The 15,712-nt window shown below is 71.4% G+C and carries 17 protein-coding genes; 10 read left to right on the plus strand and 7 right to left on the minus strand.

Translation table 11 applies throughout. The annotated features are described in order from the left end of the window. Nucleotides 1–120 precede the first annotated feature (120 nt). Together ACZ4WS_RS41140 and ACZ4WS_RS41145 are read left to right on the plus strand one after the other, a co-directional pair. A complete protein-coding gene (locus ACZ4WS_RS41140; RefSeq protein ID WP_467988306.1) occupies nucleotides 121–1,176 on the plus strand; it encodes a helix-turn-helix domain-containing protein in 1,056 nt (351 codons plus the stop codon). A gap of 231 nt (nucleotides 1,177–1,407) precedes the next feature. Continuing rightward, nucleotides 1,408–1,908, plus strand: a complete 501-nt coding sequence (locus ACZ4WS_RS41145; protein WP_467988307.1) for a bromodomain-containing protein — start codon at nucleotides 1,408–1,410, stop codon at nucleotides 1,906–1,908. On the opposite strand, the gene ACZ4WS_RS41150 is transcribed toward ACZ4WS_RS41145, so the two are convergent. Beyond that, nucleotides 1,873–2,715: a COG4705 family protein gene (locus tag ACZ4WS_RS41150; RefSeq protein ID WP_467988308.1), complete on the minus strand. Its 843-nt coding sequence runs from the start codon at nucleotides 2,713–2,715 to the stop codon at nucleotides 1,873–1,875. The genes ACZ4WS_RS41145 and ACZ4WS_RS41150 overlap by 36 nt on opposite strands. 449 nt (nucleotides 2,716–3,164) lie before the next feature. On the opposite strand from ACZ4WS_RS41150, the gene ACZ4WS_RS41155 reads away from it, so the two are divergent. Then, nucleotides 3,165–4,160: an NAD-dependent epimerase/dehydratase family protein gene (locus tag ACZ4WS_RS41155; protein WP_467988309.1), complete on the plus strand. Its 996-nt coding sequence runs from the start codon at nucleotides 3,165–3,167 to the stop codon at nucleotides 4,158–4,160. A 72-nt stretch (nucleotides 4,161–4,232) separates the two neighbouring features. On the opposite strand, the gene ACZ4WS_RS41160 is transcribed toward ACZ4WS_RS41155, so the two are convergent. Together ACZ4WS_RS41160 and ACZ4WS_RS41165 are read right to left on the minus strand one after the other, a co-directional pair. Further along, nucleotides 4,233–5,345: a sensor histidine kinase gene (locus tag ACZ4WS_RS41160; RefSeq protein WP_467988310.1), complete on the minus strand. Its 1,113-nt coding sequence runs from the start codon at nucleotides 5,343–5,345 to the stop codon at nucleotides 4,233–4,235. Nucleotides 5,346–5,412: 67 nt separating this feature from the next. After that, nucleotides 5,413–6,189: a response regulator transcription factor gene (locus ACZ4WS_RS41165; RefSeq protein WP_467988311.1), complete on the minus strand. Its 777-nt coding sequence runs from the start codon at nucleotides 6,187–6,189 to the stop codon at nucleotides 5,413–5,415. Nucleotides 6,190–6,293: 104 nt separating this feature from the next. On the opposite strand from ACZ4WS_RS41165, the gene ACZ4WS_RS41170 reads away from it, so the two are divergent. The 3 genes from ACZ4WS_RS41170 to ACZ4WS_RS41180 are packed head-to-tail and all read left to right on the plus strand — an operon-like array spanning nucleotide 6,294 to nucleotide 8,589. Then, nucleotides 6,294–7,040, plus strand: coding sequence for a glycosyltransferase family 2 protein (locus ACZ4WS_RS41170; RefSeq protein WP_467988312.1), 747 nt, complete (start codon nucleotides 6,294–6,296; stop codon nucleotides 7,038–7,040). Next, nucleotides 7,037–7,654: a TIGR04282 family arsenosugar biosynthesis glycosyltransferase gene (locus ACZ4WS_RS41175; protein WP_467988313.1), complete on the plus strand. Its 618-nt coding sequence runs from the start codon at nucleotides 7,037–7,039 to the stop codon at nucleotides 7,652–7,654. Before ACZ4WS_RS41170 ends, ACZ4WS_RS41175 begins: the two co-directional genes overlap by 4 nt. Continuing rightward, nucleotides 7,651–8,589 (plus strand): class I SAM-dependent methyltransferase, encoded by a 939-nt coding sequence (locus ACZ4WS_RS41180; RefSeq protein ID WP_467988314.1) that lies wholly within the window; start codon nucleotides 7,651–7,653, stop codon nucleotides 8,587–8,589. Before ACZ4WS_RS41175 ends, ACZ4WS_RS41180 begins: the two co-directional genes overlap by 4 nt. A 319-nt stretch (nucleotides 8,590–8,908) precedes the next feature. On the opposite strand, the gene ACZ4WS_RS41185 is transcribed toward ACZ4WS_RS41180, so the two are convergent. Further along, nucleotides 8,909–10,135, minus strand: coding sequence for a molybdopterin-dependent oxidoreductase (locus ACZ4WS_RS41185; RefSeq protein ID WP_467988315.1), 1,227 nt, complete (start codon nucleotides 10,133–10,135; stop codon nucleotides 8,909–8,911). 113 nt (nucleotides 10,136–10,248) lie between these two features. Between ACZ4WS_RS41185 and ACZ4WS_RS41190 the strand changes: the two genes are divergently transcribed. Beyond that, complete coding sequence (locus tag ACZ4WS_RS41190) at nucleotides 10,249–11,646, plus strand: hypothetical protein (protein ID WP_467988316.1); 1,398 nt, start codon at nucleotides 10,249–10,251, stop codon at nucleotides 11,644–11,646. A 232-nt stretch (nucleotides 11,647–11,878) separates the two neighbouring features. Here ACZ4WS_RS41190 and ACZ4WS_RS41195 read toward each other — a convergent pair whose 3' ends face one another. Beyond that, nucleotides 11,879–12,154, minus strand: a complete 276-nt coding sequence (locus ACZ4WS_RS41195) for a hypothetical protein (protein WP_467988317.1) — start codon at nucleotides 12,152–12,154, stop codon at nucleotides 11,879–11,881. Between the two features lie 352 nt (nucleotides 12,155–12,506). Between ACZ4WS_RS41195 and ACZ4WS_RS41200 the strand changes: the two genes are divergently transcribed. From ACZ4WS_RS41200 to ACZ4WS_RS41210, 3 genes are all read left to right on the plus strand, one after another. Then, nucleotides 12,507–12,674 (plus strand): hydrophobic protein, encoded by a 168-nt coding sequence (locus tag ACZ4WS_RS41200; RefSeq protein ID WP_467750227.1) that lies wholly within the window; start codon nucleotides 12,507–12,509, stop codon nucleotides 12,672–12,674. 25 nt (nucleotides 12,675–12,699) lie between these two features. Then, entirely contained in the window at nucleotides 12,700–12,873 is a 174-nt protein-coding gene (locus ACZ4WS_RS41205; protein WP_467988318.1) for a CsbD family protein, read from the plus strand. A 146-nt stretch (nucleotides 12,874–13,019) separates the two neighbouring features. Next, on the plus strand, nucleotides 13,020–13,367 hold the full coding sequence (locus ACZ4WS_RS41210; RefSeq protein ID WP_467988319.1) for a hypothetical protein: 348 nt from the start codon (nucleotides 13,020–13,022) through the stop codon (nucleotides 13,365–13,367). A gap of 78 nt (nucleotides 13,368–13,445) precedes the next feature. Here ACZ4WS_RS41210 and ACZ4WS_RS41215 read toward each other — a convergent pair whose 3' ends face one another. Beyond that, nucleotides 13,446–14,621 carry an HTTM domain-containing protein gene (locus ACZ4WS_RS41215; protein WP_467988320.1) on the minus strand — a complete coding sequence of 392 codons (1,176 nt, stop codon included), beginning with the start codon at nucleotides 14,619–14,621 and terminating at the stop codon, nucleotides 13,446–13,448. Next, entirely contained in the window at nucleotides 14,608–15,156 is a 549-nt protein-coding gene (locus tag ACZ4WS_RS41220; RefSeq protein ID WP_467988321.1) for a DUF5819 family protein, read from the minus strand. The genes ACZ4WS_RS41215 and ACZ4WS_RS41220 overlap by 14 nt, the downstream gene beginning before the upstream one ends. Nucleotides 15,157–15,712 lie beyond the last annotated feature (556 nt).

Genomic DNA, 15,712 nt, shown 5'->3' on the forward strand with positions numbered 1-15,712 from the left:
CACCCTGTGGCCCTGGTCATTGTGGTCCTTGGCCGGAAGTGTCCTCGCTGCCGAAAGCCATTGCCTGGGCAATTACTTGTGAGTGATGATCACGACGTATGTCCAAGAGGGGGGCCTCATATGCTGACTTTGCTCGGCCTGGACGCGGATGCCGAAGCCGTTTATCGGGCGATGCTGGCGCATCCCGATGACGGGTTGACGGCTCTTTGCGGGCGGCTGGGTATCACCGAGATGAGCGGCCGACGCGCTCTGGACCAGCTCAGCGGACTCGCCCTGCTGCGCCCTTCGCACGAGCCGGGCCGCGGACTCCAGGCGGTCAGCCCGGACGTCGGCATGGAACTCCTGCTCGCCCGTCAGCAGGCGGAACTCGCCGCTCATCAGCAGCGCATCGAGGAATCCCGCGCCGCCGCCGCGCGACTCATCGCCGAATACGCCGACACGCGGTCTTCCACCCCCGGCCCTGGAGTCGAGCAGCTCACCGGCCTCGACCAGATCAGGGACCGGCTGACCACCCTCACCCGCGCGGTGCGGACCGAGGTGATGACCTTCGCCCCGGACGGCGAGCACACCCGGGGGAGCATCGAGGCCGCGCGGCCCCTGAATGAGCAACTGCTGGGCTGTGGAGTGCGGTTGCGCACCATCTACCTCGACAGTGTGCGCAACAGTCCCCACACCGCGGAGTACGTCGACTGGCTCGCCGCGCAGGGTGGCCAGGTCCGTACGGTGCCGACCCTGCCCATCCGGATGATCATCGTCGACCGGGCCACAGCCGTCATCCCCACCCGCAGTGACGACACGGCGGCCGGCGCGGTCCTGCTCACCGGGGACGGCGCCCTCACCGCGCTCTGCGCGCTCTTCGAGAGCACCTGGGCCGCCGCCAAGCCCTTCGGGAACGTGGTTCCGCGCGATCCCCGGGGGCTCACCGGTTCCGAGGCCGCCGCCCTGCGGCTGCTCGCCGAGGGGCACACCGACGAAGCGATCGCCAAGCGCCTCGGTGTCTCCCACCGCACCGCCCGGCGCATTGCCACCGGGCTCATGGAACGACTCAACGCCCGCAGCCGTTTCGAGGCCGGCGTCCGCGCCGTGCAGCAGGGCTGGCTGCCGGCCGTCACCCCCGTCGTCCCCGTGACAGTTCAGCCACGCCATGGGCATGACGCCATGGCGGACGAAGAATGAGCCAACCACTGCCGCGCATCTCATCTGGCATGACCAGCGGGTCTGTGGCAGGTACGGACCATGTGCGGGCCGACGACGGCCCGCTCGGCTTCTGGCAGGCGCCGGCCGAGGTGACGCGTCCGTGAACTGAGCCTCGGTATCGATGGGCATGGCTTCGTTCCGTGGCGTCTGCCCCTACGTGTCCATCACTGGCGCACGCGCAACAGGCCCAAGAGGGAAATGGTGAGACGGATGGCTCGACCGCGTGTGCTCGTCGGCGTGGCCGCCCTGCTCGCGGCCGCGTCCGCCTGCACGTATACGTCCCCGCCGTGCGCCGGGGTCGGCGTCGTGGCCGGCGTGGGTCTGATGTTCCTGCACGAGGGATACGGCGACCTCGCCGGCGCCTCCTACGAGCTGTGCGCGCGGGGCAAGTGCGCGAAGGGCGAGTTGCGGCAGGAGGCCATCACGCACGTGAGCCTCGGGCTCCCGGACGACGTGGACCCGGACAGCGGCACGGTGCGCTTCCGGGTCACCCCGAAGGGGAGCACCAGTCCCGAGATCGACGCGTCCGCCGACGTGAGGCTCACCCTCCAGTCCGACGGCTGCGGCGGCGGCGCCTACAACCGGGGGCTCGCGTTCACCAAGAGCGGCGGCCTGACCACGAAGATCCCGCCGAGCGTATCGGCGGCGTGGCGCGAGCACATCGACGAACTCCGTTCACCGTCCGCCGGAGCGACGACCGAGTCGCCCTGAGCCACCCGCGGCCTTCAACGCCGCGGCGGCGCCGCGCGTGTCGCGCTGGGATGCGGCCAGGTATCCGACGAATCCCACGATGGCGACCGTCCACGCGAGGGTGACCGGCCCCAGACCCAGGGCGAGCCCACCGCGGCTGTGGCCGAGCGCCATCCAGTCGGCGAGGGAGGCGCCGAGGGGGCGGGTGATGACGTACGCGGACCAGAAGGCGATCACCGCGTTCAGGCCGCTCCAGCGGTGGGCCAGGGCGGGCACGCAGATCGCGACCGCGAACAGGACGACCGACCCGAGGTAGCCGAAGCCGACGGTGGCGGTGAGATCGCCCGCGGCGGTGCCGAGGGCGAACGTGGCGAGGACGGCAGCCCAGTAGAACGTCTCTCGGCGGCGGGTGTGGATGCTGTGGATGGACAGCGTCCGCTCACTCGCGAACCAGAGCGCGAACACGGCGGCCAACACGGTGAAGAAGAACGGGGTCGACACCATGTAGGAGATGCCGAGGCCGACGTGCAGTACGTCGGCGGCCATCGTGCCGAACACGCTGACCATGACGATGGCGGTCCAGTAGACCCAGGCGACGTACCGGCGGACGGTGAACTGGACGGCCAGGGAAGCCACCAGGGCGAGACCGCCGAGAGCCACCGCCGGCACCGGGCCGAGCAGACGGGCCAGCAGGTCGGACGCCGTCTCTCCCATGCCCGTGGTCAATACCTTGATGATCCAGAAGTAGACGGTCACTTCCGGCACCTTGATCGCCGACCTGCGCAAGGGTGCGAGGGGCCGGTCGTCAAGGAGGTGCTCTGTCGTCATGGCCCGCACGATGACACGGTGAACTGCGCCTCTCCCAGACCCCTTTGCCATTGTTTTGGGGCTTCTGGGGCATGAGTTGCCACAGCCTGCCGGGAACCTGAAAGCAACCTGAGCACCTGCGCGGAACCGCTGGTCAGGCCGTTGGGCCGCTGATAGGAAGGTCGTTTGCCCGGTGACGCTGTCAGCCCCTGCGTCACCGCCACCCGCCGGCTGGGGACCGCCATGGGCGTGGCCGTCCTCGAACTGGTCATCGCCTCGCAGGCCGGCACGGACATCGGGAGCCCGGGTTACGCCGACGGCTTCGCCCGCGGACTGCACGTCGCGGGCCTCGCGAGCGGCTCGCGACCCTGGCCGCGGCGGCGCTCGTGGTCCGCCCAGGTCTTACGGACCCGTGACGTGACAGGCGCGGTGCTGCGGTGCGGTGGGCGCGTGGTTCTAGCGTTTCGCGTATGCGCGTACTGGTCACCGGCGGAGCCGGGTTCATCGGGTCCCATGTCGTCGAGGCGCTGACCGCGAGAGGGCACGAGGCGGTCGTGTTCGACCTGCGCGACGGGCTGGACGTGCGCGATGCCGAGGCGGTCGCCGGCGCGCTGCCTGGCATGGACGCCGTGTGCCATCAGGCGGCGATGGTGGGGCTGGGGACGGGGTTCGGCGACGCGGTCGAGTACGTGTCGCGCAACGACCTCGGTACGGCGGTGCTGCTCGCCGCCATGGCCGACGCGGGGGTACAGCGGCTCGTGCTCGCCGGGTCGATGGTCGTGTACGGCGAGGGGGCGTACGAGTGTGAGGGGCACGGGGTCGTACGGCCTGGGCCCCGGACCGTACGCGATCTGGACGCGGGCCGTTTCGAGCCCCGGTGCCCGCGGTGCGGTGAGGAACTGACGCCGGGGCTGGTCGGCGAGGACGCTCCGCTCGACCCCCGGAATGTGTACGCGACGACCAAGCTGGCCCAGGAGCATCTGGCGGCGGCCTGGGCCCGGTCGACGGGCGGCTCCGCCGTGTCGCTGCGCTACCACAATGTGTACGGGCCCGGGATGCCCCGCGACACCCCGTACGCGGGCGTCGCCTCCTTCTTCCGGTCCGCGCTCGCCCGGGGCGAGGCCCCGCGTGTCTTCGAGGACGGCGGGCAGCGGCGGGACTTCGTGCACGTACGGGATGTGGCGGCGGCCAACGTGGCGGCGCTGGTGGCCGAGCCGCGGGCAGGGGCGCTGACCGCCTACAACGCCGGGAGCGGGGAGCCGCACACCGTCGGCGAGATGGCGCGGGCGCTGGCCGCCGCCTACGGCGGGCCCGAACCCGTCGTGACCGGGGAGTACCGCCTGGGGGACGTACGCCACATCACGGCGGACTCGTCGCGACTGCGGGCCGAGCTGGGCTGGAAGGCCGAGACCGGGTTCGCGGAGGGGATGCGGGAGTTCGCGGCGGCGAGGCTGCGCGGCGCATAGCGGTGGACCGGGGTCCGGCACGCATGGCGGTGGACCGGGGTCCGGCACGCATGGCGGTGGACCGGGGTCCGCTCACACCTCGGCCGTGGGGAGCGTGACCTCGAAACGGCAGCCGCCGGGGACGTTGTGCACGGCGGCCCGGCCCTGGTGGGCCTCCACGATGCCCCGGACGATCGCGAGGCCCAGGCCCGCTCCGGCGGGAGGGGTGCGCGCGTGGGTACCGCGCCAGCCGGTGTCGAAGACGCGCGGGAGGTCTTCTTCGGGGATGCCGCCGCAGCCGTCCGTGACGGACAGGACGACCCCCTCGGACGAGCGTTCCGCCGCCACCGCGACCGTGCCGTCGGCGGGCGTGCGGCGGATCGCGTTGACGAGCAGGTTGCCCAGCACGCGGCTCATTTCCTTCCCGTCGACCTCCACCGGAACCGGTTCGATCCGGTCGCCGACCAGCCGTACGCCGTGCTCGCGGGCGAGGGGGTCCGCACCCGCGAGGGCGTCACCGACGAGGTCGTACACGGAGATCCGGGAGGGGGAGAGGGCCAGTGTCCCGGCGTGGATGCGGGAGAGCTCGAACAGGTCGCCGACCATGTCGTTGAGGCGTTCGACCTCGGTGCGGATCTGGCGGAGGTAGCGGTCGGGGTCGGCGGCCACGCCGTCTTCGAGGGCTTCGGACATCGCCCTGAGTCCCGCGAGCGGGGTGCGCAGGTCGTGCGAGATCCACGCGACGAGTTCGCGGCGCGAGGTCTCCAGGGCGCGTTCGCGGTCGCGGGACTCGGCCAGCTTCGCGCTGGTCGCCGCCAACTCGCGTCCCAGCGCCGCCAGTTCGGCGGTCGCCGGGCCGTCGGGGGCCGCGAAGTCGCCGCCGTCGCCGAAGGAGCGGGCGGCCAGGGTGAGGGCCCGGCTGCGGGCGACGACCCAGCGGCCGAGGAGGAGGGCGGTCGCCAGGGAGACTACGGCCGCCATCGCGACGACCGTCGTGACGACCGTGAGGTCGTGCGAGGACAGGAACATCGCCCACGCCACGGCCAGCGTCCCGGCGAGCATCGCGGTGACGGCCACGGCGGCGACCACGGCGAGGGACGCGGTCAGCGACCGGCGCCGGATCAGCCACAGCGCGCCCGCACCGAGCAGGCCGGCCGCGGCGGCGCCGAGGAAGGCGAAGAGGGCGATGAGCAGCATGTCGCGCATGGTCAGACCGCCCGCTCATGGGGTGTGGCATCGGACATGGCCGGACCGCATGTGGCACTGCACATGGTCAGACCGCCCTCTCGGAAGGCCTGGCGTCGAAGCGGTAGCCGACGCCCCACACCGTCTGGATCAGCCGGGGCCTCGCCGGGTCGTCCTCGACCTTCCCCCGTAGCCGGCGGACGTGGACCGTGACCGTCGACAGGTCCCCGAAGTCCCACCCCCAGACCTCGCGCATCAGGTCCTCGCGGCTGTAGACGCGGCCGGGACGGCGGAGGAAGAAGGCGAGGAGGTCGAACTCGCGTATGGTGAGGGCGAGTTCCCTGCCGTTCTTGGTGGCGCGGCGGGCGGCGGGGTCGACGTCGAGTCCGGCCGCGCGCAGGGGGTGCGCGGCGGCGGACGGGCGCGTGCGGCGCAGTACGGACTCCACGCGCAGGACCAGTTCCCGCGGGCTGAACGGCTTCGTGACGTAGTCGTCGGCGCCCACCTCCAGGCCCAGGATCCGGTCGTCCTCGTCGCCCCGCGCGGTGAGCATGATGACCGGCACGGGACCGCGTCCGCGCATACGGCGGCACACCTCCAGGCCGTCCATTCCCGGCAGCATCAGGTCCAGCACCACCAGGTCGGGCCAGTGCGCGGCGGCGCGGGTGAGCGCGGCGGGCCCGTCCGCCGCCCGGTCCACGACGTACCCCGCGCGGTCCAAGTAGCCCGCGACGACCTCGGCCACGGTCGGGTCGTCGTCCACGACGAGGACGCGCGTCGCGTCCCCGCGTCCGGTCGGGGCAGGTCCGGCACCGTGCCCGCTCGGAGCAGGCCCGGCACCTGGCGATTCATACGGCTGCTGCATGCCATCCAGCCTCCCACCGGCCTCATCTCCGTGCCGCGCGCCCGGCTCGACGTCCGTGTTTCGTAAGGACCCGAAGTCCGATTTCTCCCTTTCGTGTTCGTAGGGTGAAAGCCGTGACGACTTCTCCCGCAACGGAAACGGACGCGGCGCCCGTCGACGTGGTCCTCCCCTGTCTGAACGAGGCCGAGGCCCTCCCCTGGGTACTCGCCCGCATCCCGTCCGGCTGGCGCGCGCTGGTCGTGGACAACGGGTCCACGGACGGCTCGGCGGAACTGGCCCGCGGCCTCGGCGCGACCGTCGTGCGCGAGGCGCGGCGCGGGTTCGGCGCCGCCTGCCACGCCGGGCTGACCGCCGCCACCGCGGACATCGTGTGTTTCTGCGACTGCGACGCCTCGCTCGACCCGTCGCTGCTCGTACCCTTCGTGAGCGAAGTGCGGGACCGCGGGGCCGACCTCGTGCTCGGGCGGCGGCGCCCGAGCGGCCGGGGGGCGTGGCCCGCGCACGCCCGGGCGGGCAATTTCGTGCTGGCGCGGATGCTCCGGCACCGCACCGGCGTTCGCCTGCACGACCTCGGCCCCCTGCGTGCCGCCCGCCGCGAAGAGCTGCTCGCCCTCGGTCTCACGGACCGCCGCAGCGGCTACCCGCTCCAGATGGTCGTCCGCGCCGCCGACGCCGGCTGGCGCATCGCCGAGCACGACGTGCCCTACCTCCCGCGTACGGGCGCTTCGAAGGTCACCGGCACCTGGCGCGGCACCTGGCAGGCGGTACGGGACATGCGCCGCGTCCTGGCCGAGCCGCCCGCCCCTTCCCGTACCCCCGCGCCTTCTTCCCCGGGAGGAACCACCCCGTGAGCACCCTGCTCGTCATCGCCAAAGAACCGCGACCGGGACGGGTGAAGACCCGGCTCACCCCGCCGTTCACGCCCCGGGAAGCGGCGATGCTCGCCGAGGCGGCCCTCGTGGACACCCTGTGGGCGGTGGCGGCGACACCCGCGCGGCGCCGCGTGCTGGTGCTCGACGGAGCGCCGGGCCCCTGGCTGCCGCCCGGCTTCGACGTCGTACCGCAGTGTGCGGGAGGTCTGGACGAGCGGCTGGCCGCCGCCTTCGCGGGCTGCGACGGGCCCGCGCTGCTCATCGGCATGGACACGCCCCAGGTGACGCCCGAGCTTCTCACCGTGGACTTCGCCGACTGTGACGCGTACTTCGGGCCGGCCGAGGACGGCGGCTTCTGGGCGCTGGGGCTTGCCGAGCCCGACCCGGACCTGTTGCGGGGTGTACCGATGTCCACGCCGGCCACCGGTGCCGTGCAGCGGGGCCGCCTCACGGCCGCGGGTCTGCGCGTGCGTGATCTGCCCCGACTCCGGGACGTCGACACGGCTGCCGACGCGGAAGCGGTCGCCGCGGCCGCTCCCGGTGGCCGTTTCGCCGCGGAGCTGGGCCGCCTCGGGACGGCCACCGGACGATGAGCACCGCACGCGAGATGACACCGCCGGGGGTGACCGGCCCAACCTGCCCGGTGCCCGCCCCGGCGTGCCCCGTGCCCGGCCCGGCCTCCCCCGTGACCGCCCCGGCCGACGGCACCCCGAGCTCTTGGTCCGCGGACCCCTACTCCGATGCCCTGGTCAGGGGCCGGGGCCCGCTCTTCCTCCGTCGGACCGACGGCTGGCTGCTGCCCCTGGAGGTGGAACGCTGGTGCGCGCGGGCCGACGCTGTGGACATGAAGGTGCTGGGGCACTGCGAGGGGGCCGTGCTCGACGTGGGCTGCGGGCCAGGACGGCTCGTCGCCGAGCTGGCCGCCGGGGGCCGAACCGCGCTCGGGATCGACGTCAGCGAGGCCGCCGTCGCCCACACCCTGCGGCTCGGCGGACCGGCGCTGCGCCGGTCCGTCTTCGAGCCGCTCCCCGGGGAAGGCCGCTGGGGCACGGCCCTTCTCGTCGACGGCAACCTCGGCATCGGCGGCGACCCGGCCGCCCTGCTGCGACGGGTGTCCCAACTCGTCGCACCCGGCGGGCTGTTGATAGCCGAGACCGTCCCGGACGTCGACGCCGACGCCGACGCCGATGTCGACGAACGCGTCAGCGTCCATGTCGTGCGCGCCACCGACGCCCCTGGCGGCGCCGCCGGGCCGGCCTTCCCCTGGGCCCGCCTCGGCACCCCGGCCCTGCTCCGGTACGCGGCGCGGGCGGGCTGGCGCCCGGACGGTCAGTGGTCGGCCGGCGGCCGTTCCTTCGTCGCCCTGCGCAACCGAAGCGGCCACGGCGACCGCGGTGACCGCAGCGACGGCCGCGACCGCATCGACCGCAGCAGAAGGAGCAGCGCCGAGCCCCCGAACAGCACCGCCGTGATCAGCAGCCAGCGGGACAGGAACCCCTCGCCGGAGAGGCCGGTCGCAGACCGGTAGTGGTCCGCCACCTGCCCGCTGATCAGCGGAAACCACACCAGCAGCAGAAGACAGGAGAGCGCCGCCGGGACGCGCACGAAGACCGTCCACTCCCGGCGGCCGACCGCGCCAAGCCCCCGCGTGAGCGCCTGGTCCGCCCCCGCGTACAACGGCACCAGCACCAGGTCGTGCACCACCGCCGCGCCCACGAACCACAGCGCCACCCCGAACCAGTCGTCCGCGAGCAGCCGCACCCCCGCGTACCCGGCGAGCGCGAACGAGCAGGCAAACAGGAGGAGTTGCAGCGGACTGCCGAGGTACTTCCCGTACGGTCGTCGCATCACAGCTCTCCGAACGTCATCCGGGCCACCCACTTGGTGTTGAGCACGCCGGGCGCCGCGGGGACGATGATGCGCGCCGGGTAGCCGTGATCGGGGGTCAGGGGCTCGCCGTTGACGAACAGGGCGAGCAGGGAGCGCGGGTCGCGCACCTGGTTGTCGCGCAGAGCCGCCCGGCGGAACGCCCCGTGCCGCTGGATCGACTCCACCAGTACATCGGGCGCCGCCCCGTCCTCGTACCCGACGAACGCCGCCAGGTCCCGCAGCCGCACCCCGCGCCACCACTGGTCGGAGGTCGACCAGCCCTCCACGCAGGCGATGGGCAACGCGGCGCTGTACAAGGGGAGTTGCAGCAGTTGGGAACGGCTGAGCCGGAGCGTCCGACCGCGTCCCTCGACGACCAGTCGCCACGCCTCCTCGCTCGTCTCCGTCGCACTGATGCCACGCGACGCGGCCGTCTTGTTGATCTGGAACCCGGCGGGTCCTGAGCCCGGTTCGGGGCCACCGTGCGGGGTCAGCACGGCCGTCTCCCGCAGCGGCCCGTCGAAGCTGTGCCCCACCGTCGTACCGAACAGGAGCAGCGAACCGCCGCCGACCAGCCCCAGCGCCCCGCGCCGCGAGACGGTGGGTTCGGCGGGGTCCGGTGACACCAACTCGCCCGTTTCCTCTTGCAGTTGCCGCAGATTGCGGAAGGCCGCCGGAACCCGCAGCACGGCGTGCGCCACGAACGCGGCGAAGAACACCCACGCCCCGTAGAAGTGCAGCGGATAGAAGGAGCCGGGGAAGATGTAGTCGAGCTGGATGTTCAGCACGCCCGTGACGAACTCGAACAGCCCGCCCCCGACCAGCAGGAGCAGCGAGATCCGTTCCAGCGCGTGCGCGAGGGACCGGGCGGGCGGCAGTGCGAACAGCTTCGGTACGACCGACCACAGCTTCGCCAGCAGTACGGGGATCAGCGCGATGCCGAGCGTGACGTGGACGCCCTGCGTGAGGCGGTACAGCCAGGGAGGATCGGTCGGCCAGGAGAAGAGGTAGAAGCCGAGCAGACCCTTGTCCGGGGTCATGTCGTTCACCGGCGACAGGTCCGGGTTGTAGGCGGCGTACGAGACGAGACCCGTCACAAACAGCACCGTGATCCCGCCGAGCAGCACGACGCCGAGCACGGAGGTGAACCAGGGGCCACGCAGCGGGCTGCGCCAGAACGCCGGGGAGGAGGGAGACCGTGGCATGCCCCGACCGTAGGCCGGGGACACCCCCCGAACGGGTCCGCGAACCATGACGAAACTCTGACATCCACCCCTGCGGCGGCGCCGTCGGGCGGCCCTCGGCCTAACGTGCCGGTGTGAACCGCGATCTTCCCCACGATCGTTCCCACGATCTTGCCCACGAACTTCCCCACGATCGTTCCCGCGATCTTCTCCGCGACCTGTACGCGGTCCTGGCCGCAGCGGCGCTCGTCACGGCGGCCGTACTGGTCGGCACCGCGATCGAGCACCACGACGGCACGCTGCATGTGAGCTGGCCTCCGCTGTACGCCCGCTGGGAACCGCATGTCGGTCCCGGCACCCCGGCCGCGCTCGTGGTGGCCGCCGTCGTCGTCGCGTACGGTCCCGCCCTCGCCGCCCGGCTGCCCTGGCGCGCGCTGCTCTGCGTCGCGTGGGGCACGGCGACGGCGTGGACGTTCTCCCTGGCGCTGGTCGACGGCTGGCAGCGGGGCGTGGCACGGCGCCTCACCACCCCCTACGAGTACCTCCAGGTCATCGACCGCTTCCACGACATCCCCGGCACGCTGCGGGACTTCACCCACCACATCCTGATCCACTCCCCCGGCCACTGGCCCGCGCACGTCGCCGGACATCCCCCCGCGGCCACCCTCACCTTCGTCCTCCTCGACCGGATCGGGCTGGGCGGCGGGGCCTGGGCGGGCGTCTGGTGCGTCGCCGTCGGCGCGACGGCGGCGGCCGCGGTGCTCGTCACCGTACGAGTGCTGTGCGGGGAGGCTCTCGCCCGCCGCGCCGCCCCTTTCCTCGTCCTCGCCCCGGCCGCCGTGTGGATGGGCACCTCCGCGGACGGCTACTTCACGGGGATCGCCGCCTGGGCCGTCGCGTTCCTCGCCCTCGCGGTCACGGGACGCCGGCCGTGGGCGACCGGCCTCGCCTCCGGGCTCCTCTTCGGCCTGACCGCGTATCTCTCGTACGGGCTGACGCTGATGGCGGTGATCGCCGGTGCCGTGCTGCTGCTCGGGTCGCGAAGGCTCCGCCCACTCCCCTATGTCATCGCCGGACTCGCCGTCGTGCCCCTGGTGTTCACGCTTCTCGGCTTCAACTGGTGGGAGGCGTACCGGCTGCTGGTCACCCGCTACTACGAAGGGGTGGGTGGAGTCCGGCCGTACGGCTACTGGGTGTGGGCGAACCTCGCGTGTACGGCGCTGATCGTGGGCCCGGCGACGGTGGCGGGCCTGCGCCGGACCTGCGCGGCCCCGGTACGCAAGGGCGTCCGCGGCTGCCTCCGCACGCCCGTCCCCGCACCCCGGCTCGCCCTGCTCGTACTGGCCGCCCTGCTCGCCCTGCTCGCCGCCGACCTCTCCGGCATGAGCAAGGCGGAGACGGAGCGCATCTGGCTGCCGTTCGCGATGTGGCTGCTGGCGGCGTGCGCGTTCCTCCCCCGGCCCCGTGCCTGGCTCGCCGCGCAGGCCGTTCTCGCCCTGCTCCTCAATCACCTGCTGCTGACGGGCTGGTGACCACGCCTTCGCCTGAACGATCGGACGGGACCGTCTGGGAGCGAAGCTGGGCACGGGGCCGGTCAGGTTGTCGACCGGGCCCCGCGGAAGGGTCGGTAAGCCCAAGTAACTGGCAGCACAAGGGATATGCGCGCGCTGCGACTGCCATGGCCCATCCCTCCTGGAAGACCTGGCTGTCGGCTGCTCGGCGTGAGCCTCACGGCCGGTCGTGACCGCCCGGCCGATTCATCGGTCACCCGCGGCGCTCGCGGTCCCGCCGGTCCTCGCGGTTCCAGCGCGCTCGGTGCTGACGGCTGTAGCGACGATCCCAGCGGTCCTGACGCTCCCGGCGGTCCCGGTAGTCCTGGTAGTCACCGAAGTCGGACCCGCCGCCACGGCCCCGGCCTCCACCACCGCGGCCGTGGCGGGTGGCTGCGAAGACCAGGACGGCCGCGACCACCCACCAGACAGGACTGAGGAAGCCGAAGCCGAACAAGACCACGATCAGGATGAGAAGCAGAACGAACACGGCGGGCCTCCCCGGAGCGGAACACAGCATCGATGCCGGGGACTGGGGCCTCACCCCACAGCGTAGTCCTGCCCGAAGGGTGCAGATACCGTGCGACGCAAGCGCGCACGGTCCGGTATGGATGGCCACGACGATCCGCTGCCCACCACGCTCCATTCGCCTCAGGGGCCTCTGCCCAACCCCCAGAACTCCCCTATGTCGACATCACGTTGACACGAGAGATGGCCAGGCGTTGACTGACAGCACGGCGTAGGGCCATGCCACTCCGAATCATTCGGGCGAAGCATTCCACCTTCCCGTTTCGCCTGGACCCCGCGGAATCAGGAAATCCGCGCGATCTGGAGGTTCGGCGATGTTATGGATTCTTCTCCTTCTGCTGATCCTGGTGGTGTTCGGGTTCGGCTTCACGACGCAGATCCTTTGGTGGGCCGCGGCCGTCCTGCTGATCTGCTGGATCGTCGGCTTCACCAAGCGGGGCCACGGCGGCGGCAGTCGCCGCTCCGGCCGCAGCCACAGGTAATCCACCTTCAACGACGAGGCCGACCATGAGCATGGGACGAACGGTCAAGAACAAGACGCAGGAAATCAAGGGAAGGATCACCGAAGCCTTCGGCCGGGCCACCCGCAACAGGAAACTGGAGCGCCAGGGCAGGGTCGAACGGGTCTCCGGCAACCTGAAGCAGGCCGGCGAGAAGGCCAGGCACGCTTTCAGGCGGTGACCGTGACAGCCCCGGGTGGTGGCCACGTCATGTGGGCACCACCCGGCAGGCATCAACGCGGAATGCTGCACGCGGTGTTGGGGGATGGCAGGCAGCGATCACCGATACGCGCCCGGCCGGCACGACGCACAGGGAAGTGGCACACGATGATGTACGACCAGACACGCGCCCAGCAGCCCCCGGACCGCATCACCGGCCGTGCTGAACGCCGCACCCCGGGCCCGGAGCCGCTGCTCCCGTCGGACGAACGGGACAAGCTCGCCCAGCGCCTCCAGCACGCCCTCAACACCTTCGCCGACAGCCCGCGTCAGGCGCTGGAAGAGGCCGAGGGCGCATTCGACGAAGCCACCGCCCATGTCGTGAGCACCCTCGCGGAACGGCGGCGTGTCCTCCACGCGGGCTGGCAGGACCAGGCTCCCGAAACACCGTCGGACGAACTCCGGCACGCACTGAGGCAGTACCGGGAGATCACACAACGGCTGCTGCGCATGTAGGTGTTCGCCGCTCCGCCCTGGTTCAGAACGCCTTTCACCCATCCCGAGCAAGCAACCGGAACAGCTGGGCCGGGCCGGTCACGCCCGCCGTCCCCTGCCGGCGGCTACGGCGTGCGGGCTTGACGCCACGGGCTGCGACGGCAGGAGTGCGGATTCTCCGTGGCCCGGAGACCCTGCGTCCCTGATGTCCGTCCGCCGGACTGCGCGCCGCCACAGCCGGCCGGCAGTCCGGTAGAAGCGGTCCGGCAGGAACACGGCGTCCGCGACGATCATCGCGCCGGAGAAGAGGGGCAGTCCCATGAGTACGGCGATCCCCAGATGCATGCCCAACAGCATGGTCAGGACCGGGTATTTGAGCCTTCCGAACAGGACGAACGGGAAGGCGACCTGAAGCAGCACCGTCATGTAGCAGGCGATGACGATCAGCATGTCGTGCTCGTCCGCCATGAGGGAGAGCTCGGGCCAGGGCCGGAACAGGTCGAGGTTCAGGACGTAGTGGAGGGCAGTCCCGTTGCCCCAGGAGCCGCCCTGCACCTTGTACAGACCCGCGGACCCGTAGAGGAAGCAGACCTGTGCCGCGATGACGAACATTCCGCAGTTGTGCAGCACGGCCGTCAGGGTCCGGCGGGAAGAACGGAGTTGATGCCGGAGTCCACCCGCTCCCCGGTCCACCGGCATGCTCGACGTAGGGCCCGCGCATGCTTGGAGCTGGGTTCTGCGCGCATCCAGGGACCAGCGTCGGCCGCATGCGGTGAAGACGAGGTATACGGCCATGAGGAGGATGAGGTTGTCTCCTCCGTCGGTCATGTAGATCGCCCTGGCGTGGAACGACGCGACGACGACCGCGAACAGCACGGACACCGCTCTGGTCCGCCAGCCCAGCAAGAACAGTGCGGACGTGACGACGGCCAGCACGTAACAGGCCTCGAAATACGCCCGGCTGTCGGACAGGGTGAGGATGCTGACCCACCCCGTCTGGTCGAACAGTTGCCTCGCCAGCTCGGGTGTCCACGGTGAGCCGGGGCCCCAGATCTCGTCGCGGTGCGGAAACTCGCGCAGCAGGAAGGCGAGGTGGAGAAGTCCGTACCCGATGCGCAGGACCGCCGCGGCGTACAGGGAGACCGGCTGCTCCAGCAGGAGGGTGAGAAGCGTACCGATGCGTTCAGGCACTCGCTGCGGCTTGCGTGCCGCCCACTCGGTGCGGCGTCGCGACGGCGTGGGTGCCGCGACCGAGGTCTGCTCAGCCTGTTGCATGGGGGGCCACCTTCCACCAGGGCAGGTAACGGGTGTCGGCGGGCTTCGATGCGGCGGCGGGACGGGGGCCGCCCGCTGCGGCGGGCGCGCCGATGGGCCGGACGATCACCCGCAGCTGGATGGACTCGAATCTGCCGTGACGATGGGCGGCGACGCGACCCGCCGCGATGTTGCGCAGGTATTGCTGGATCATCAGAGCGCGCTGCGAGCGCGGATGGTCGTCGCCGCCGTGCGTTTCAAGGTAGGAAGTCCAGGCCCGGCGCAGCATGTTCTGCGCCGTGTGGCTCGGGAAGGGCTGGTGTTTCACTGCGGCTGTGTCGACGGCGGTCAGATCGAACCAACCGCTGACCTGGACGGTGCCGTCCGAGGCCGTGCGCATGGTCCTTGCCGAAATCTGCCGGTTGACCGACTCCGGGTCCGGGGCGAAGAGTCGCCAGTTCTGCTCGAACAACGGGAAGACCCAGGCGTTGACCTGCCGGCTGTACTGCCTGGAAATGGGATTCGGCGGTGCCACGTGCAGGAATACCAGGAGCACGTGCGCCAGGGCGGTCGCCAGACACAGGACCACGGCGACTCGAACTCCGGCCTTCAGGGCGACGGGCGGCTCTGCAGGCCCTTGAAACGCAAGGGGTCTTCCGCCCCCGTTCTGTGCGGTCGGCTCAGCGCCGCTCCGGTCCGATTCGTCTGCATCCGCTGATGCCACGCCACCCTGTACGGGCCCATCCGGCCTATCCGTCTCGACTTCTCTCACCTGCTTCTCCTGAGCTTTCGCCGGCGGCGCGCGACGGAATCGATGACGATCCGCGCCGCGTGCCGCCCGTCCTACTCACGCACGCGGGCGGCTGCCCCCGAGCAGACACCCCGCCGGAGGGGCTCATCACGTGGTTCGGCTACGCCTTCGCGAACCCGTAGGACGCGCGGGAATCGCTCCGTGCCGCGCTGATCGTCGCGCTAGGCGGGATCACAGCCGTAGCCATCGTCCTTGCCGGGCTTATCGTGCTTATCGTGCTTACCGCCATAGCCACTGTTCCAATGCCCCTTGTGCTCATCGGGCTTGCAGCCGTGGTCGTGGCCACCCGTGGTCCCGCCCG

It is taken from the genome of Streptomyces sp. NPDC029292 (assembly GCF_055569295.1).